The 15816-nt window shown below is 42.1% G+C and carries 15 protein-coding genes; 11 read left to right on the top strand and 4 right to left on the bottom strand.

Features of this window, described 5'->3' with window-relative positions:
- Positions 1 to 41: 41 nt before the first annotated feature.
- The 5 genes from P0078_RS07270 (at position 42) to P0078_RS24525 (ending at position 5901) form a co-directional block, all read left to right on the top strand.
- Complete coding sequence (locus P0078_RS07270; protein WP_282933772.1) at positions 42 to 1268, top strand: hypothetical protein; 1227 nt, start codon at positions 42 to 44, stop codon at positions 1266 to 1268.
- Positions 1269 to 1302: 34 nt separating this feature from the next.
- On the top strand, positions 1303 to 2136 hold the full coding sequence (locus tag P0078_RS07265; RefSeq protein ID WP_282933771.1) for a hypothetical protein: 834 nt from the start codon (positions 1303 to 1305) through the stop codon (positions 2134 to 2136).
- A gap of 960 nt (positions 2137 to 3096) precedes the next feature.
- Positions 3097 to 4389 carry a group II intron reverse transcriptase/maturase gene (gene ltrA / locus P0078_RS07260; RefSeq protein ID WP_282933770.1) on the top strand — a complete coding sequence of 431 codons (1293 nt, stop codon included), beginning with the start codon at positions 3097 to 3099 and terminating at the stop codon, positions 4387 to 4389.
- 37 nt (positions 4390 to 4426) lie between these two features.
- Positions 4427 to 4885 carry a hypothetical protein gene (locus P0078_RS07255; protein WP_282933769.1) on the top strand — a complete coding sequence of 153 codons (459 nt, stop codon included), beginning with the start codon at positions 4427 to 4429 and terminating at the stop codon, positions 4883 to 4885.
- Between the two features lie 692 nt (positions 4886 to 5577).
- The gene (locus P0078_RS24525; protein WP_353057054.1) at positions 5578 to 5901 is read left to right on the top strand and encodes a transposase zinc-binding domain-containing protein; all 324 of its coding nucleotides are present in this window, start codon (positions 5578 to 5580) and stop codon (positions 5899 to 5901) included.
- Positions 5902 to 5922: 21 nt separating this feature from the next.
- Here the strand turns inward: P0078_RS24525 and P0078_RS07250 are convergent, their stop codons facing one another.
- Positions 5923 to 6864 (bottom strand): IS110 family RNA-guided transposase, encoded by a 942-nt coding sequence (locus tag P0078_RS07250; protein ID WP_282933768.1) that lies wholly within the window; start codon positions 6862 to 6864, stop codon positions 5923 to 5925.
- Positions 6865 to 7567: 703 nt separating this feature from the next.
- Here P0078_RS07250 and P0078_RS07245 point away from each other — a divergent pair.
- Positions 7568 to 7897: a hypothetical protein gene (locus P0078_RS07245; protein ID WP_282933767.1), complete on the top strand. Its 330-nt coding sequence runs from the start codon at positions 7568 to 7570 to the stop codon at positions 7895 to 7897.
- A gap of 28 nt (positions 7898 to 7925) precedes the next feature.
- On the opposite strand, the gene P0078_RS07240 is transcribed toward P0078_RS07245, so the two are convergent.
- Both P0078_RS07240 and P0078_RS07235 read right to left on the bottom strand, forming a co-directional pair.
- A complete protein-coding gene (locus tag P0078_RS07240) occupies positions 7926 to 8288 on the bottom strand; it encodes a transposase (protein WP_282934567.1) in 363 nt (120 codons plus the stop codon).
- A gap of 225 nt (positions 8289 to 8513) precedes the next feature.
- Entirely contained in the window at positions 8514 to 8744 is a 231-nt protein-coding gene (locus P0078_RS07235; RefSeq protein WP_282933766.1) for a hypothetical protein, read from the bottom strand.
- Between the two features lie 318 nt (positions 8745 to 9062).
- Between P0078_RS07235 and P0078_RS07230 the strand changes: the two genes are divergently transcribed.
- The 3 genes from P0078_RS07230 (at position 9063) to P0078_RS07220 (ending at position 12729) form a co-directional block, all read left to right on the top strand.
- The gene (locus tag P0078_RS07230; protein WP_282933765.1) at positions 9063 to 9992 is read left to right on the top strand and encodes a GH12 family glycosyl hydrolase domain-containing protein; all 930 of its coding nucleotides are present in this window, start codon (positions 9063 to 9065) and stop codon (positions 9990 to 9992) included.
- 63 nt (positions 9993 to 10055) lie between these two features.
- Complete coding sequence (locus P0078_RS07225) at positions 10056 to 10565, top strand: macro domain-containing protein (protein ID WP_282933764.1); 510 nt, start codon at positions 10056 to 10058, stop codon at positions 10563 to 10565.
- 394 nt (positions 10566 to 10959) lie between these two features.
- A complete protein-coding gene (locus tag P0078_RS07220; RefSeq protein ID WP_282933763.1) occupies positions 10960 to 12729 on the top strand; it encodes a hypothetical protein in 1770 nt (589 codons plus the stop codon).
- 270 nt (positions 12730 to 12999) lie between these two features.
- Here P0078_RS07220 and P0078_RS07215 read toward each other — a convergent pair whose 3' ends face one another.
- The gene (locus P0078_RS07215; RefSeq protein WP_282933762.1) at positions 13000 to 13668 is read right to left on the bottom strand and encodes a FecR family protein; all 669 of its coding nucleotides are present in this window, start codon (positions 13666 to 13668) and stop codon (positions 13000 to 13002) included.
- Between the two features lie 560 nt (positions 13669 to 14228).
- On the opposite strand from P0078_RS07215, the gene P0078_RS07210 reads away from it, so the two are divergent.
- Together P0078_RS07210 and P0078_RS07205 are read left to right on the top strand one after the other, a co-directional pair.
- Positions 14229 to 15017, top strand: a complete 789-nt coding sequence (locus P0078_RS07210) for a TauD/TfdA family dioxygenase (RefSeq protein ID WP_282933761.1) — start codon at positions 14229 to 14231, stop codon at positions 15015 to 15017.
- A 3-nt stretch (positions 15018 to 15020) separates the two neighbouring features.
- A complete protein-coding gene (locus tag P0078_RS07205; RefSeq protein WP_282933760.1) occupies positions 15021 to 15791 on the top strand; it encodes a sulfite exporter TauE/SafE family protein in 771 nt (256 codons plus the stop codon).
- Positions 15792 to 15816 lie beyond the last annotated feature (25 nt).

Genomic DNA, 15816 nt, shown 5'->3' with positions numbered 1-15816 from the left:
TATAATGCAGCTGCTTTTGAATACACTGTTAAACGATAATTATGGAAGCAATCTTAGATTTCTTATCCCCCATTTACTTCATTGCTTTGACAGGCTCTTACGCTTTATTACAGAACCTTCAGGCATTGGGAATAACTAGTATATGGAGTGGCCCATATATTGATTTGCCGGGCACAATAAACATTATTTCAGGAGGTTATTTTTTATTTCTATTGCTCCTATGCCTAGTTAATGTAATTTCCTCCGTAGCACTATCTAGTAGGTTTGCACTTGCGCTCTTTGCGGCCTGGCTATCTCCATGCATATTGCATAGCTTTGGGGTGTATACGGTTGAACCAGTAGTTCCAGAGAGGTTTACCATTGGATCAGGTGGTCCAGATCAAATGGGCTTGCCTGAAGGGGCTCTAATAAACTCTATTACTGTAGTCGTGCTTAGCTGGTCGATAGCAACAATTACTCTTCATGCATTCCGAGCAGGCAAGAGTTTTAAAAGCTTCTTTGACCATATTTGGTACCTTTTTGGTGTGTCAGCAATTGTTTTTTATGTAAGCGATCAAAGCACAGTCGGCCCATCTAATGAGCTTTCACAAGCAAAAAGTAATCTTTATACATCACTTTCAAGACTGGATAACGAGTTAAGACGCCTAAACAACGGATGTGCCGGTAATCTGAAAAAAGAATACCAGGATCTATGTTTGTGGTCAGAAGAATCTAAAAATTACATTGATCGCTATAGAAACATGAACGATGTAGAGGTCACTCTTACCTCGGCTCCAAATATTGATGAGATATTATCATTATCCAGAAACCAGAATATCAGTGCTGTTAACTTGAAGGCTGAAATCGAGCGATACAATACTAATAATTGTAAAACATCAGCCTATTGCAGTTCATTAAGTGTTGATCTGAACAGGCATCCCGGCTTACTTAAAGGCGATGTGAATCCTTATACAAAGTATGCACTTTCTATAGAGGCTATAATGCCGACTATCACAAGAGAGTGGAGTAAATTTAAAGAGATTAAGAATAAAATTAATGGAAAATCTACTAAAGAAAATAAGCGATGGGTTATTCTTGTTTTTGTATTTTCAATACTAATCGGCATCAAGGTTTCAAATTCAAGCAGAGAGTTGTTTGGGGGTAGAGAGGAATCTATTTATAGAAAAACCTTATTCACCACTATAAAAAATATCAAAACGAACTCATCTAAGTTGATAGATTTAGCCGGTAAAGCGTTTAACAAAGCATTACAGCGGACAAGCCGCTGAATGCGGCGTTAAGCGGTAGCAAGGAACTAGCATCGTGCTATTTGAAAAACCGAATCTAAAAAGGCCTATATCGCTTGATCTAGTCGGGATGATTTGTATCGTTGTGATAATCACAGCGTATGTCACCTATGGCGCCTGTGTTATATATGGAATTGTGAATGGATACGACTCTGGTGCCCAAATAACGTTTTTAGACCTCATCAATGGCATCGCACAAATAGCTACTGCTCTAGCTTTTATTTTGGCTTTTGTTCAATTCCGAAAAAACAGAATTCAGCAGAGGCAGGCAATAATTGCCAAAGAGGCCGAATCACAGCTAGAGAAAATGATCACTGTTATAAGTGGTATGGAGGTTGGTGAGAATTCGGACTTAAAGAATCTCAATAAGTCATTATCTCTTCTTTCTAATTTGGCCACCAATTTTGATGAGCTATTTAAAGCCATGAATGAAGATATTCAAAAAGGCATCGTCAGGATGCAGTGGCAAGATATGTATTTCAACTATTTAAGTCATGCGCTGGGCGACATAGATTCAGTGGCAATCTTGAAAAAGGAAGCGTCAATTGATGAGGCTGCTTTAGAGGAGGCAGTTTCTGAAGCTAAACGGGAGTCTGAAGCAGAGAATATTTTGCCTGTATTCAAGAATTATGTATTTACCGAAAAGCTCTTCAATCACCCGAATATAAAAGAAGCATATAGCCTTACCGGTAAAATAGACTCTCTCGATATGTTTGTTTCGCACTATCTAAATGACCATAATTTAAACGACCTATTGTATGGGCTGCTTTCTCGGATCGATATTAGAGTTCGCGCTCCTATATTGGCAGTCTCTGGGCCAAGCGATTGGGCATTGGAAAAGTCGGCATGAATCGCTTAACAAGCGCGTCAATTAGGACGCTCGCAAGCTCGCGCCTATTACGCGGGCGTTATTGTGGCGGTCGGTTTTATTGATTTTTCGTGATAACTGAAGGTTTCGTGCCACTAAATAGCATCTGGTATTGAGCAATTTTACTGATTGCTATTCAGGCAGTTTCGCTCCAAGAGTGTTCGCTCGGGTGTTGTAAAAAGAGGCAGTCCGCTGCAATTTCGCGGATTGCCAGTAAGATAGGAATTGGTTAGGGAAAGTGCGGTATTCTTCCCTCGTAAATATTGGGCAGCGGCCAGCCAAACTATGGCTGGCAAAGTGCTAGTAGTCGGTCCCGAGCGCGCCAGCCATAACCAGGCTAGGCAAGCTCGCCCAACCCCTTCGGGGCTGGGCTGGACAGCCTACGCGTTGCTTCGGCTGCCCTTGCTAGCGGCGTGTGTGCCAGGCATGGCATTTAACTAGAGAGGTGAAAGTCCTCTTACCAGGTATTCGTGGAGCCGAAGGTTAGCGAAAGGGCAAGGTTAATATCGCGAGGTATTGGCTGGAGGAAGCCCAACGCAAATTCACGGGGTGATGAACAAGAACTGGATATGAGGTGTGACGTAGGCGGAGCCAGTGGGCACGTGACCATAAAGCTCTCCATCCACAACTGGCCTACGTTTTATAAATCCAGCATCTACGTGAAGAAAGTTAAATGTCTTACCCTGGGAGGTCTATGGGTTGTTAATGGAGTAACTGAAAACTGAGAGATTGGTTTTGACCGACCCATAGAAGTCAGCAGAGGGCATAGTAGGTAGATTTCGTGCTACTGAAGGCCTGAACAATTCTGGACGGTATTATTAATGCAGAGCTTGATGACTGCATCTGACAAGTAACTTAGTTGCCAGAAAAAAAATATTTTTTTCTGGATGAACATCAAACTGGAAACTTAATCATACATTGTCCAATTTCCCATCTCTTTTAATGCAGCGAATTCTAGATAGGAATAATCTGTTTCGAGCATTACAACAAGTTTCTCGTAACCAGGGTGCGCCAGGTCTCGATGGTATGACGGTAAAACAGTTGCCGGAACATCTTAAGCAGACCTGGATTGCTACCCGACAAAAGGTGTTAAGTAGTAGCTATCGTCCTCAACCGGTGAAACGCGTCTTTATACCAAAAGGCAATGGAGGCCTGCGTCCATTGGGTATACCCACTGTGCAAGATAGGTTGATCCAACAAGCTATCGCACAGATACTCAGTGAGCAATGGGAGCCGAAGTTTCATGCTCTTAGTTTTGGTTTTAGACCAAATCGATCGGCACACCAGGCGATTAGACAGGTCCAAAACTTTGTCCGGCAAGGAAAGCGCTGGACGATCGATATGGACTTGAAATCCTTCTTTGATGAAGTGAATCATGACAAGCTCATGCTAACACTGAAGAAAAGTGGAATACCGGCTGATGTTCTGGGGTTGATAAACCGATACCTAAAAGCGCCGACGGTAGTCGATGGCGAGTTAATAGCTACTACAAAAGGCGTACCGCAAGGTGGGCCGCTATCTCCGCTTCTAGCTAATATTGTGCTTAATGAACTGGACTGGGAGCTGCACAAGCGGCAACTCAGTTTTGTGCGATATGCCGATGATTTTCAAATACTGGTGGGAAGTCGTCGGTCTGCAGAGCGGATAAAAGTAAGCCTTACGCACTTCATCAAATGTAAGCTGAAGCTCACAGTAAATACTGAGAAGAGTGCAGAGGATCACTTCTGGAAGCGGAGCTTTCTAGGATTTAGATTGCTGAAGAAGGATGCCCGGATAAAGGTATCAGAATCATCGATTAATAAATTGAAGGCAAAGATCAGAATGATCACCCGCCGAACACGAGGCCGCAAGTTTACTCAGATCATAGAAGAGTTAAAGAAGTCCCTGCTTGGTTGGAAAGCGTACTTTGACATCAGTGAAGTACTGAGCCCTCTGAAAGATCTGGACAAGTGGATAAGGCGGAAGTTGCGATGTTATCTATGGAAGCAATGGGGACGTAGTGGTTACCGCAGATTAAGAAAGCTGGGTGTTGATCGCTTTTTAGCGTGGAACACGGCCAAATCAGCGCATGGACCATGGAGGCTAAGCAAAAGTCCTGCCCTTTACAGAGCATTGCCAAATAGATACTTTAGGAACTTGGGGCTGCCGGAATTGGCAGATAGGAAGGGGAATAGAATTGAACCGCCATGGTACGTGACCCGTATGCCTGGTGGTGTGGGAGGAGAGGCATCGTGAGGTGCCTCCCTATCCCGATTAAGCCTCAAGAGAAGTCATGATCGGACAACACAGAATATTTGCAGATCACTATCAGTTTTATGTCTTTGACAGTGATGCCGACCCTTATGCGGTAGATGAAGAGTGGTCTGATGAAGTGCTTAAAAAAGGATATCTTCAAGGTAAGAACAGCATCCATGTTGTTGCTATCGGTGATTACAATGATCATGCTGTGACCATCCACAAAGGTGCCCCCAGTGAAGCACTGCCTGAAGGCGGGCATGATGCTATCACTGAAATTATAATCAATTCTGGCAAGGTAAAATTGTCATCACCAGTTTATGGTCGTGATGATGAGCCAGAGTTTAATATTGGGGCTGGGGTTTACAAGCTAACCATAAGATCTCTAAATTCAGGCAAGGAAGACCCTGATGCCGTAGAAGATCTTGAAGACCAAGAATTTTTTAAACTGGAGCACTTAGAAAGGTATGAGCTTTATTTCGAACCAAAGGCTTAACAAGTCAAAGCACTCGGACTTGGCAAAGCTGTCACCTTTTTTGTTCCAAAAAAGCCGCCAACTTCACTAAGCCGGTGTTTGAGGCGTTATACGCGAAATTGATATGAAGTATCTACTAATACCAATACTATTTTTGATATTAACGGGCTGTGACACAATAAGAGGAGTCACTCGTGTCGCATATTTCGAGGCATACCCGACTACCGATTGTGTTTTGTCCGCTGTGCAAGCTATCGATGGTATCTCTCAAATTTCTTACAGTAGGGAGGAAGGGGGCAGACCATTAACTTTGCATAGAATAGAAAAGCCAAATATCGTTCATCGCTACTGGTATACGTATAGCGGAATTAAGAATAACTTCTATTTTTTAGAATCCTACGATGGAAAAGTCGAATTCAGACATGGGTATGGGTGTCTAAACTGCTATCCACCCCAAGAAGCTGTTGATGCAATCTACCCATTTATTATCAAGCTAGAGAATCAGCTGCAAGAACAATGTGCAGTCAAAGAGCTGAAATCAGGCGTTCAGGAGTACTGTAGTGGTGTTAATTGTCCTAGCGCATAACAAAGCCATTAAATTCGCTCCCTTTGGTCGCCGGACGCTCATAAACTCGCGCCGTTTATGGCGGCGTTGTACAAACCCGCTGCGCGGGAGTGGTGCCACTTTTAAATTATAAGAGGCATTTTAGAAAATGCATAACCGGGTATTGCAAAATATATTTTCTGCGTACAGTGGTTATTTATCTAAAACTGCGCAGCCACTAAAAAATTTAAAAGCTATCTCCTCGATACAAGAATGCCGTACAAAATCGATGGGAAGCAGTTATTATCGTTGTAAGCACAACCATGTCACTGAACAGCATCATTCTTGTAGGCATAGAAGTTGCCCGCTCTGCTCAGGCAGAAAACAGCTCCAGTGGGTTGATCAGCAGCGTCGTAAATTATTTGATACAGAACATTTTCATGTGGTCTTTACTATACCTCATGAGTATCTGCCGTTATGGCAATACAAGTGACTATGGTTACTCGTCAAGTTTTTAAGCCATACTTTCATCCCAATAGGTGTTATTTTTCACCATCGTATTCAGGATGGTAATCTGCTTTCTCATGCAGGCAATCAGAGCAACCTTTTTAGGTTTGCCAGCGTCGACTAATCGCTTATACATCGGCTTTAATTTGGGATGATGCTGAATGGCTGACATGATGGAGACAAACAAAACTGTTCGTACACGATGCCTTCCTCCTCGAATATATCTCTTTCCCTGGAAGCTGCCGCTATCACGGTTCATCGGAGCGATACCTACAAGTGCAGCGATTTCTTTACGGTTCAATTTTCCTAGTTCGGGAAGTTCACTCATCAGCGTATAAGCCAATACATTTCCGACCCCTTTGGCACTCAACAATAGGTCGCGCCTTTGCCGCCACTCAGACACACTGTTAACCAGTTTATCCAGTTGCTTGTCGATACCTTGTAACTCTTTCTTGATGGTGTTTAGAATGGTCTGGATAGGTTTGTGTACTGATTTCGGCATCCTCTGAAGCCGATTCTTTTGCATTGTACTCATCTCTAAACACTGACTTCTTACAGCCAGTAAGTCACTGATCTCCCAAAGCTTTTCTGGCTTTAGCTCCGATAGTCTTGGCTTCATGGCCTCACCAAAATGTGCAATATCCATTGCATCTAGCTTGTCAGTTTTGGCGAGGCGCCCTGCGGATTTGGCGAAGCTTCTTATCTGTGAAGGGTTGCAAACAACAACAGGTAATCCTGCTTTGTCAGCGGCGCAAACAAACTCTAATTCGAGTCTTCCTGTAGACTCTATTAATACTCTTTGAGGTTTAAGAGGTTGTAATTGTTTAATGGCATCCTTAATGCCATTTTTATCATTGGCAACACTAAAGAATTGGCCAGTAGGTCTCACATAAATATCGAGTTGTTTACTGCTGGTATCGATACCGACATTGATCTCTTGAGGTTCCATAAGATAAGCTATCTCCGCCTTGCTATTCGGGCTCGAGGCCCACATGACTATCCGAGTTATGCCTAGTGAGTGCTTATCACGTTCATACTTGTTATCGGTCTTTTACGAACCAGCCAAGCAGCGAACTGTGATAAACAAGGCCTTCGGTGGCCGCCGAAGGTGGGTCTCAATTTACCCGTTAACGAAAAGGATTTTCAACATCAGAATCGGGCAAGAACAACCATACAAGTCGAGCAAGCGGGACAAAGCACTGGGTGCTTCTCCCCTTCACTCAACGGAATGTGTAACAAAGATTTGATAGATGAATAGAGTTCAAGTAGGTACACCTTTATCGAAAGATATAATGGACCGGTACGCAGGGGAGGGAACCTTTTTACTGACTTCCTTCTTGAGTGAGCTTAAAAAACGACCAGGCTTTGTCGTATGGCGTCATCTCTGATATAGAGTCAGAGGTGGGTGTTGAAATATTTAGTGCTGCCGAGAAAGTCGCAGAAGTTTAATGCGCAGAAAATAGGGATGGGCTTCTTACCGGTGAGCTACAGGTTCATAGTATAAAAACTGGGAGAAAGCTGAAATATTGAGTGTCAGAGAGGCCAGTATCTATGCGGACACATAAAATACATATCAAACGCAGACTGCCGGAACGCCTTTCTACTACTTCGTCGCTACAAGTCGTCTGCAGCTGCGAGCGTTATGTGAACATATGAATTACTATATATTTTCAAAAGATTTTTACATAGGTCAATCGAGACTGGAGTATTCTGATTTAAGTATGGGCATGGTTCATGGGCGTTTTATACAAGGTCCGGGCTATCAAAAAGTAAAAAATGTTTTTAAGTTATTCACCAGCGAGCAATATGATGAGTATTATCAAAAGAGAGATGATCTGGAGTTGATACTTCAAGATGAATCAGGTAATAAAATTTCCAATGACTTTATTCATGTTGAAGACTTTTCTCCAGAATTTGAAGAGATTATTGTAGAGGTCAAGTTAGTAAGCGCCCAGTCATGGGCAGGTATTGAAAACACATAACTAGTGACTATGGTTGCTCGTAAAGTCTTTAAGCCATACTTTCATCCCAGTAGGTGCTATTTTTCACCATCGTATTCAGGATCGTAATCTGCTTTTTCATGCACGTAATCAGAGCAAGCTTTTTAGGTTTTCCGGCGTCGACTAATCGCTTATACATCGACTTTAACTTGGGGTGATGTTGTATGGCCGACGTGATGGAAACAAACAGAACCGTGCGTATAGGATGCCTTCCATCCCGAATATATCTCCTTCCCGGGAAGCTGCTGCTATCATGGTTTATCGGGGCGATACCTACAAGTGTGGCAATTTCTATACGATTCAATTTTCCTAGCTCAGGAAGTTCACTAATTAGCGTATAAGCCAATACATTTCCGACTCCTTTGGCAATCAACAATAATCTGAAGCCGATTCTTTTGCATTGTGCTCATCTCTAAACGCTGACCTCTCACAGTTAGTAAGTCACTGATCTCTCAGATTTTTTCTGGCTTAAGCGCTGATAGTCTTGCTTTCATATTCTCGCCAAATTGTGTGATATCAATAGTATCTAGCCTGCCAGCCTTGGTAAAATGTCCTGCGGATTTGGCAAAGCCTCTTATCTGAGAACGATTGCAAAAAACTACAGGTAATCCTGCTTTGTCTGCGGCACAAAAAACTCTATCTCGAGTCCTCCTATAGGCTCTATTAATGCTCTTTGAGGTTTAAGTGGTTGTCGTTGTTTAATGGTGCCCTTAATGTAATTTTTATCATTGGCAACACTAAAGAATTGGTCAGTAGGTTTCACATAAATATTGAGTTGTTTACTGCTGATATCGATATCGATATCGATATCGATCTCTGTAGGTTTCATAAGATAAGCTATCTCTGACTTGCTAGTCTGGCTTGAGGCCCATTGCCCATAGTGCTATCTGAGCTATGCCTAGTGAGTGTCCGTCACGCTCCTGGGTATTAATGACTGTTATGAGTTGGCAATCAAACCAAGTGTGACAAACAAGGCCTTCGGTGGCCGCCGAAGGTGGGCTCAATTTATCCATGAGTGGAACGGATTTTCAACATTAGAGTTAGGCAAGAGTAAGTATATAAATGTATATTGTTTTCCTCTATTGCGGCATAACAATATACGTTATGTACCAGTTGCCGAAAGTATGGGTGGTGGGGCTAATATTGGATGATAAATATTTTGTTTGTTATCAAAAATAAAGAATTAGGTAGTTTAAGAGTAAAAATGCTATTTGGTAACTTACTGGGAAGTGGGGTTTTGAGATTTTTATTGTGTTTTTTTATTATTATGACTGCTTCTTGTGCTACTAAAGTTAGTAATGGTTCTGGTTGGGTAAAGCCAGAAACTACAACTATTAGCTGTGAAGACTTTCACAATGTAGCTACCAAGCTGGGTATAATGAATAATAATGTCTGGAATAAATATGCTGCAGAAGATGATCCTTGGTCCCAATGTTTGGAGAAAAGACTGGTAGAGGGTGAGTTACAATTTGGTTGGTCATGGTCTTGGCCTTTAGATCGACGGGTAATTTATTCCCAACCACAAATAAAAATAGGGTCTTCTCCTTGGGCGCCGGAACCTAAGTTTGATGATGCATTTCCCTTAAAGATATCCAGCCTGGCGAAGCTTGGCATTTCACATCATACAGAAAGCAAATCGAGTGGAGATTATAATACGGCTACGACGATGTGGTTAATTTCTGAAGCTTATAGGGGGCGTGAACCAAATCGTTCAGTAATAGCTGCTGAAATTATGATCTGGACATATTTTACTGACGGACATTTCAATCCTGCAGGGATAAAACATAGTGAGGTATCAATTAATGATTCAGTATGGGAGGTTTGGTACCATAAGAATTGGAAGGATATGTCGGGAGTAAATGATAATAATTGGGTGTATGTATCATTTAGGGCCAAGCAACCTTCCATGATTGCCGCTATTCCTGGTTTGGAATTACTGAATTACGCAGTTCGAAATAGTTTAATCCCTAAGGGGCTATTTATTGCCGATATAGAACTTGGGAATGAAGTTATGAGTGGCTCTGGAATTACATGGGTAAAGGATTTTACAGTTGATTATCAGGTGAGGGAATTATGAGCTGTAGATACTGTTGATTATATATTGCTACATGTTTCTGTTCTTTTGAAGGTTGAGATACCTATGCTGCCAGATAAAATCTATTTAATTGATAAGCCCAAGGAGCTTGTGGAAGCTTGGAGCGAAGTATTTGAAGATTTTGGAGTTGTAGGTGTTATTGAGGGAGATTTCTTTTCCAAATCAGCTGATGCAATGGTTAGCCCTGCCAATAGCTTCGGAATTAGGGATGGAGGGTTGGATCTGCCAATTATGGGTAGGCTCGGTTTTCAAGTAGAGGATCGGGTGCAAGCACGGATCAAATCCGACTTTCATGTAGAACTCCCGATAGGATCAGCTGTATTAGTACCTACCTCCCATGAAAATTGGCCATATTTAATATCAGCTCCAACTACGCGCGTGCCGGAAGATGTTTCCAATAGGCTAAATGCATATTACGTTTTTCGAGCAATCTTAAACTCTGTGCAGCTATTTAACCGATCAAACTCCCCGGAGAGAATTAACTCGATTCTATGTTCTGGCCTGGGAACAGGTATAGGTAACTTATCGGCTAGGCGTTGTACAGGCCATATGTGAGCAGCCTATAACTCCTTATCCAAGCCCTCAAGAATACCCAGTTATACGGAAATACATGCAACACATAGGGGGCTGCAATTAGCTTACTAGTGCATAGTAAGTATCTTTATATAAAGTGAGTGAAAAATAGTCAGGAAAGCCTTAAGCTGCATTGAGTTGAGAAGTATATCTTCTTTTAGCAGATTAAGGCGTTAAGCATAAGTACCAGTACTAAGGGGATACTCTATGGCGTTTGATTACGGCTCGATTGATTTGGGCCTGAAGAACCCTTTTAAGAAAGAAGGCCGGGTTACCGCAATTAGGGGGAGTTCAGTTTCTTGTTGCCCTAATCTTGCTGTTTATCGCTGCTGGCCAAGTGAAGTCGGACCCCGTAAGTGGTTGGGTGCTTGTCGTAGTGGGGGCAATTCTACTGGTCGGCGGTATCAGGGCTCTATCAGGCGGCATTTTGGCCTTATTGCGCTTCTTTGTTGGTCGAAATCATCCCGTATCATTAGCTTTTAACCATTCTAAATCTGAAACGAGTACGGCATCAGAAGAGAAAAATGAAGTGGCTTATACCGCTTCCGGCTTAGAAGAGATGTTAGTTGGCCGGAAGAATCCAACCTTTCTAGAGCCTAAGGGCTTCTTGGCTCGGGTATTACACAGTATCTTCCCTAAATTGCTTTATATGCCATACCCCATTCGAAATATGGCTCAGGCACAGTTTGGCGCATGGGTAAGTACATTAACTGTCTTGCTCTCTTATGTCATTGTCGCTTTTATTTGTCTCAGTGGTTTTGCTGGTGATATGGGAGAAAAGCTATTCCCGATGTACTCTGCCATCGCTTTACTTTATACATTGATTGTATGGCACTCTGCGAGTAAAGGTATTTCACGGGAAGCCCAGAAAAGTGTAGCGAGCCTTACGGGGGGAAGTATTGCAAAAACGATATTATTCTCGATTGTGGTGCCCCTGTTACTGGGATTGGGGTTAAGTTTAGGCGTTGAGGCTTTTAAGGGGGAAGGTACTACTTCCCTAGATGAAATAATCAGTGTGTCCGGTGTATTGACTGAGGCTTTACCGAGCTTTAGCCCGTTCTTGTATATTCTTGGGGTTATATTTGTAGGCGCTGCTTGTAGTTTTGCTGTTGTCTATATGCTGCGCTTTAGAAGCGAAATAGCAAACCCAGTCACTGAGGTTTCTGAATTAAGGGATAACTGGCAGGAATCGGTTCACCCGAAGGAAATCTTTATAAACTTGGATAACCTTGTGATGGCAAATCGTCGTTATAAGGAAGTGCCCAATCGTATTTACAGAGAGCTTGATCCAAAACTTGAAGAGCAAGTGGATGGTAAAGGTTCATTCAATGGGGAAATGATCCAGGAAGTACAACCTACGGTTCGTCCTGTTGATTTGGGTGAAAAATTCAGGCTGATTCGCGATATTAGTCTTTTCGCAGGTAATGCGCTTTATATCGTTGTTACTGCGCTAGCTATTTGGCTGGCATACTCTTTGATTGATGTTATTCACTTTTTTCAGCCGGAATCTATTACAGCCATTAAGCAGGAGTTTGGCGCCTTAGAGGGGGAAGCTGGCCGCTTAGCTCTGCTAGAACAGTATATTTCAGCAGGTGGCGCTCTCTGTATGACGCTAATTCACCTGCTTTTGATAGGATTTATTCTTAATACATTTGCTCGATTGTTGGTCAATGCGTCACATATCTTCTTTGCTGAGATGCAGTTTGAATCACTATTGGTGTATTTTAAATGCGAAGGGACATTCACTGAATCTAAGATCTCAACGGGCACTGGAATACATGACAGTACTCGCTCTGAAAATGTACTAGTCAGAAGTTCGATTACGCCTTGGGTGATAGTAACCAGGGTTGTCTCAAGTACATTTGCGGCTTCTGGCATGAGAAACTTGGAGTATCCAAGGCATATACTTGAAATGCATAAGTCTGAACGCGACTTATCTGAAATCAGGGATGACGTAATTAGTTTCTTGAAAGATAGAGAGTCTATTGCCTCCATTACAAGCAGTAGAGACTTGGAAAACACTTCGAATATTCATGCTATTAATCAGCAAAGTCGTGCTCTGCCAATGACAGAACAGGGACAATTAGCTCAAGATGAAAATGCGGCTGGTTATTTGAGGCAAGAAGATAAGGATACGGTTGAGTAGGATTTACTGTCTTTTCTTTGGTTCTACTGTCACTTACTTTGAGTCAAAGTGATAAAAAAAGCTGGCAAGGTTCGGAGTCTCTGGACCAGAAAGAGAATTCCTGGTACCCCTTGCCAGCTGAGGGTACTAGGCTAGCAAACTACGTATTTTTAGTAATACTGAGCCCCTAAGATTGACCGTATTTGCTGGTAGAATTACAGAAAAGTACTGTTTTATCTTTATTGTTAGGTACACAAGACGACTTTTGTTGGTATTTAACAAGCTAGGTTATTATTCTGGAAGCAGCTCTAACACTGTGTGAGACTCTTCTTTTGTGACTTTCAGGTTATAAGATTTGCTCAGACAGAGGACGGTATCTTCTATATGATTCAGGTCATAAACTCCACTAACAAGTAGTCTACTAGTGTTCTGGTCTCTCGTCACAAGTGGTGTATTTGTAAAGCGATTTAGCGATATTAGAAGTTCTGTTAATCTGATGTTATCAGCCTTTGTAAATCCACTTCCCCAATCCTTATAGCTGGAAACCTCAAAATCTTTGATTGCACCGGTGTTGTGCTCAGTTACTTTGAGCATCTCCCCTTTCTTTATTTCGGCGCGATTTTTATTTTGTTTTACTGGGCTGACAGTGATTTTCCCTTCGAGAACAGTGACTTCTGTTACTCCATATCGCTGGTCAATATTGAAAGTGGCCTTATGTGTACGGATCAATGCTTGTCGTGATTCTACTATAAATGGCCAGGTTACCTCTTTACAAATGCTTATTTGGGCCTCCCCATTTAATAGACGTATGCGTCTGCGTGTCTCTGAATAATTGACGAGTACTTTAGTTGTGGCGCTCAACTTTATATGGCTGCCATCGGGGAGGGTTTGTTTAGATATCTCCTTGGGGGCTGTTTGGTAACGGCATTTAAATGGCTCCCGTGTCTTTAAATCTTCCATACTTTTCCCCTCGGCTTGGCTCGAAAGCAGAATTGGTCCTGATAGGTGGTACCTTTATCCACTTTATATATTTTATTGTGAGCGCCTGACTTTTTATTATTCCACCTGATTGGGGAGTTAATAGGGCATGCTTGTCCCCGATATTGGCTCTTATCTTGCGATTCTTTCTTTTCTTTTTTAAGGGGTATTTGTTGTGGTTTTATTAAATGGTCATGACTAGGGAGCTATTTCGCTGTGGTTTTACCGTACTATGATAAATTTTATCTGCTTGGAGGTAGGTTATCTTGGCCTGAACCGAGGATTGTTGCTGTTTTGTGAAATAAACAGGGGGCTTATTAGAATGGCCTGGGTTACTTTGTGATAGGCGATTCAGAGAGTTTCCACGGGGACACTTACTTTTTCGGTGTTAAAGAGCTTTAAACGCCATCAGGGACTAAAGTTGGAGACGTATGAGTTTGGTACATGTGTGATATTTGGCATAAAGATTGCTCCTTTTATCTTGTGGGTAGAAGTTCATATTGTTGGAATCGTAAAGGAATTGTTCATCAAGGGAGCTGAAAATGTCGTCACTCTATTTTTCATCGCATGCCATGCCACTTAGAGTCCCAAGTTACTGCTGCTTTGAACTTGGGTCCTGTTCGGACATAGAGTATGAAAGCTATAAGATAGCCCTGTTTAAAAAGGGGATTGCGCTTATCCATCTCAAATTTTCTGATGATTCTGCTGAAGTGATGGAGGATATTGTCAATACCATTGGGTTGGTACATGAGCATGATTCTATGGGGCGAACGGTTTGGGATGTGAGAATTGGTGGTGAGACAGGCGATGAGGCATTGGCTATATCTCATAGTGATAGAGAATTCTTCTTGCACAATGACGGTGCTTTTGAATCGGAGATGCCTGGCTACTTTGGTCTCTTCGTTGTGCACGCTGATATGCATGGAGGCGGAGAAAATATTCTTGTCTGTGCCGACAGGATAATCGAGAGCCTCTCCGATAAAACTTTCCAGGTGCTTTCAAGTAGTAAGTTTAAACTGCGTGTTCCTGAAGAGTTTCGCAAGTCGTCTGAGTTTATAGAGGCATCCTTAATTGATGAGAGCCATGGTTTCAGATACAGGTATGATATTATCGAGCGTGAGTATTGCTCTTCAGATGAGCTTGATGCTTTACGTGAGCTGGAGCTAAAAATATCGTTGCCACATAATATGTTTAAGGTTAGGTTGAATAATAATCAGATATTGTTATTGGATAATCGACGATACCTTCACGCGAGAACAGGAATTAAGGATAGGAAAAGGCACCTTAAACGAATACGTTTTAATATGCCTGCTATATCGAGGGTTGCTTAACGGGTGGTCATAGAGATAGTTATAGTTGGGTTGTTGCTTATTTTGGTAGCAGGTATGGCTCACGGAGCATTGGGGTTTGGTTTCCCAATGCTTGCGACGCCTATTCTGGCACTTGCTTATGATTTGAAAACGGCGGTGGTGTTAACCATCTTGCCGTCGCTTTTGGTAATTATATCCAGTCTTTATAAGTGCCGAGATTATAGGGTTGATCTTTCTAAATATAGTTTAGTAATACTATTGGTGTCTATTGGAAGCCTTACCGGAACATGGCTGTTAACCTGGGCAAATCCGGATATTCTCAAGTTGTTACTGGCGGTTTCAATCTTGATTTACCTGTTTTCCAATCGTTTAAGGGGTTATCTGTCCAAATTCTCCAGTCGGCCAGTACTTTTTCCTGTTATTATGGGCGGCTTGGCTGGGGTGATTGGTGGCGCGACTAATGCGATTGCGCCTCTACTGATGATTTACTTATTGGAAGTTGCCAAGTCTTCAAAGGAAGTAATCCTTATTTCCAATATTTGTTTCTTGATTGGCAAGCTGATACAGCTTTCTGTGCTTTCAGTTTACTTGAGTTTTGATGATTTGGAGTTGATGTCGCTATCTGCAATTACCGTATTTGCATATTTTGGACTAATTATCGGATTTAAGCTTCAATCGAGGATTGATGAAGAGCGATATCGATCGATTATTCGATATGCCTTATCAATTTTTATGTGTGTGCTGACCTATCAGGGGATTTCTAATTTGATATTTTCTGGTGGTGTGATTGTTTAGGTTCTCTGCTTGAGGCCTCACTGAC

It is taken from the genome of Microbulbifer sp. VAAF005, assembly GCF_030012985.1.
Classification (GTDB): Bacteria; Pseudomonadota; Gammaproteobacteria; order Pseudomonadales; family Cellvibrionaceae; genus Microbulbifer.
This window is presented reverse-complemented; position numbering and strand designations above follow the sequence as displayed.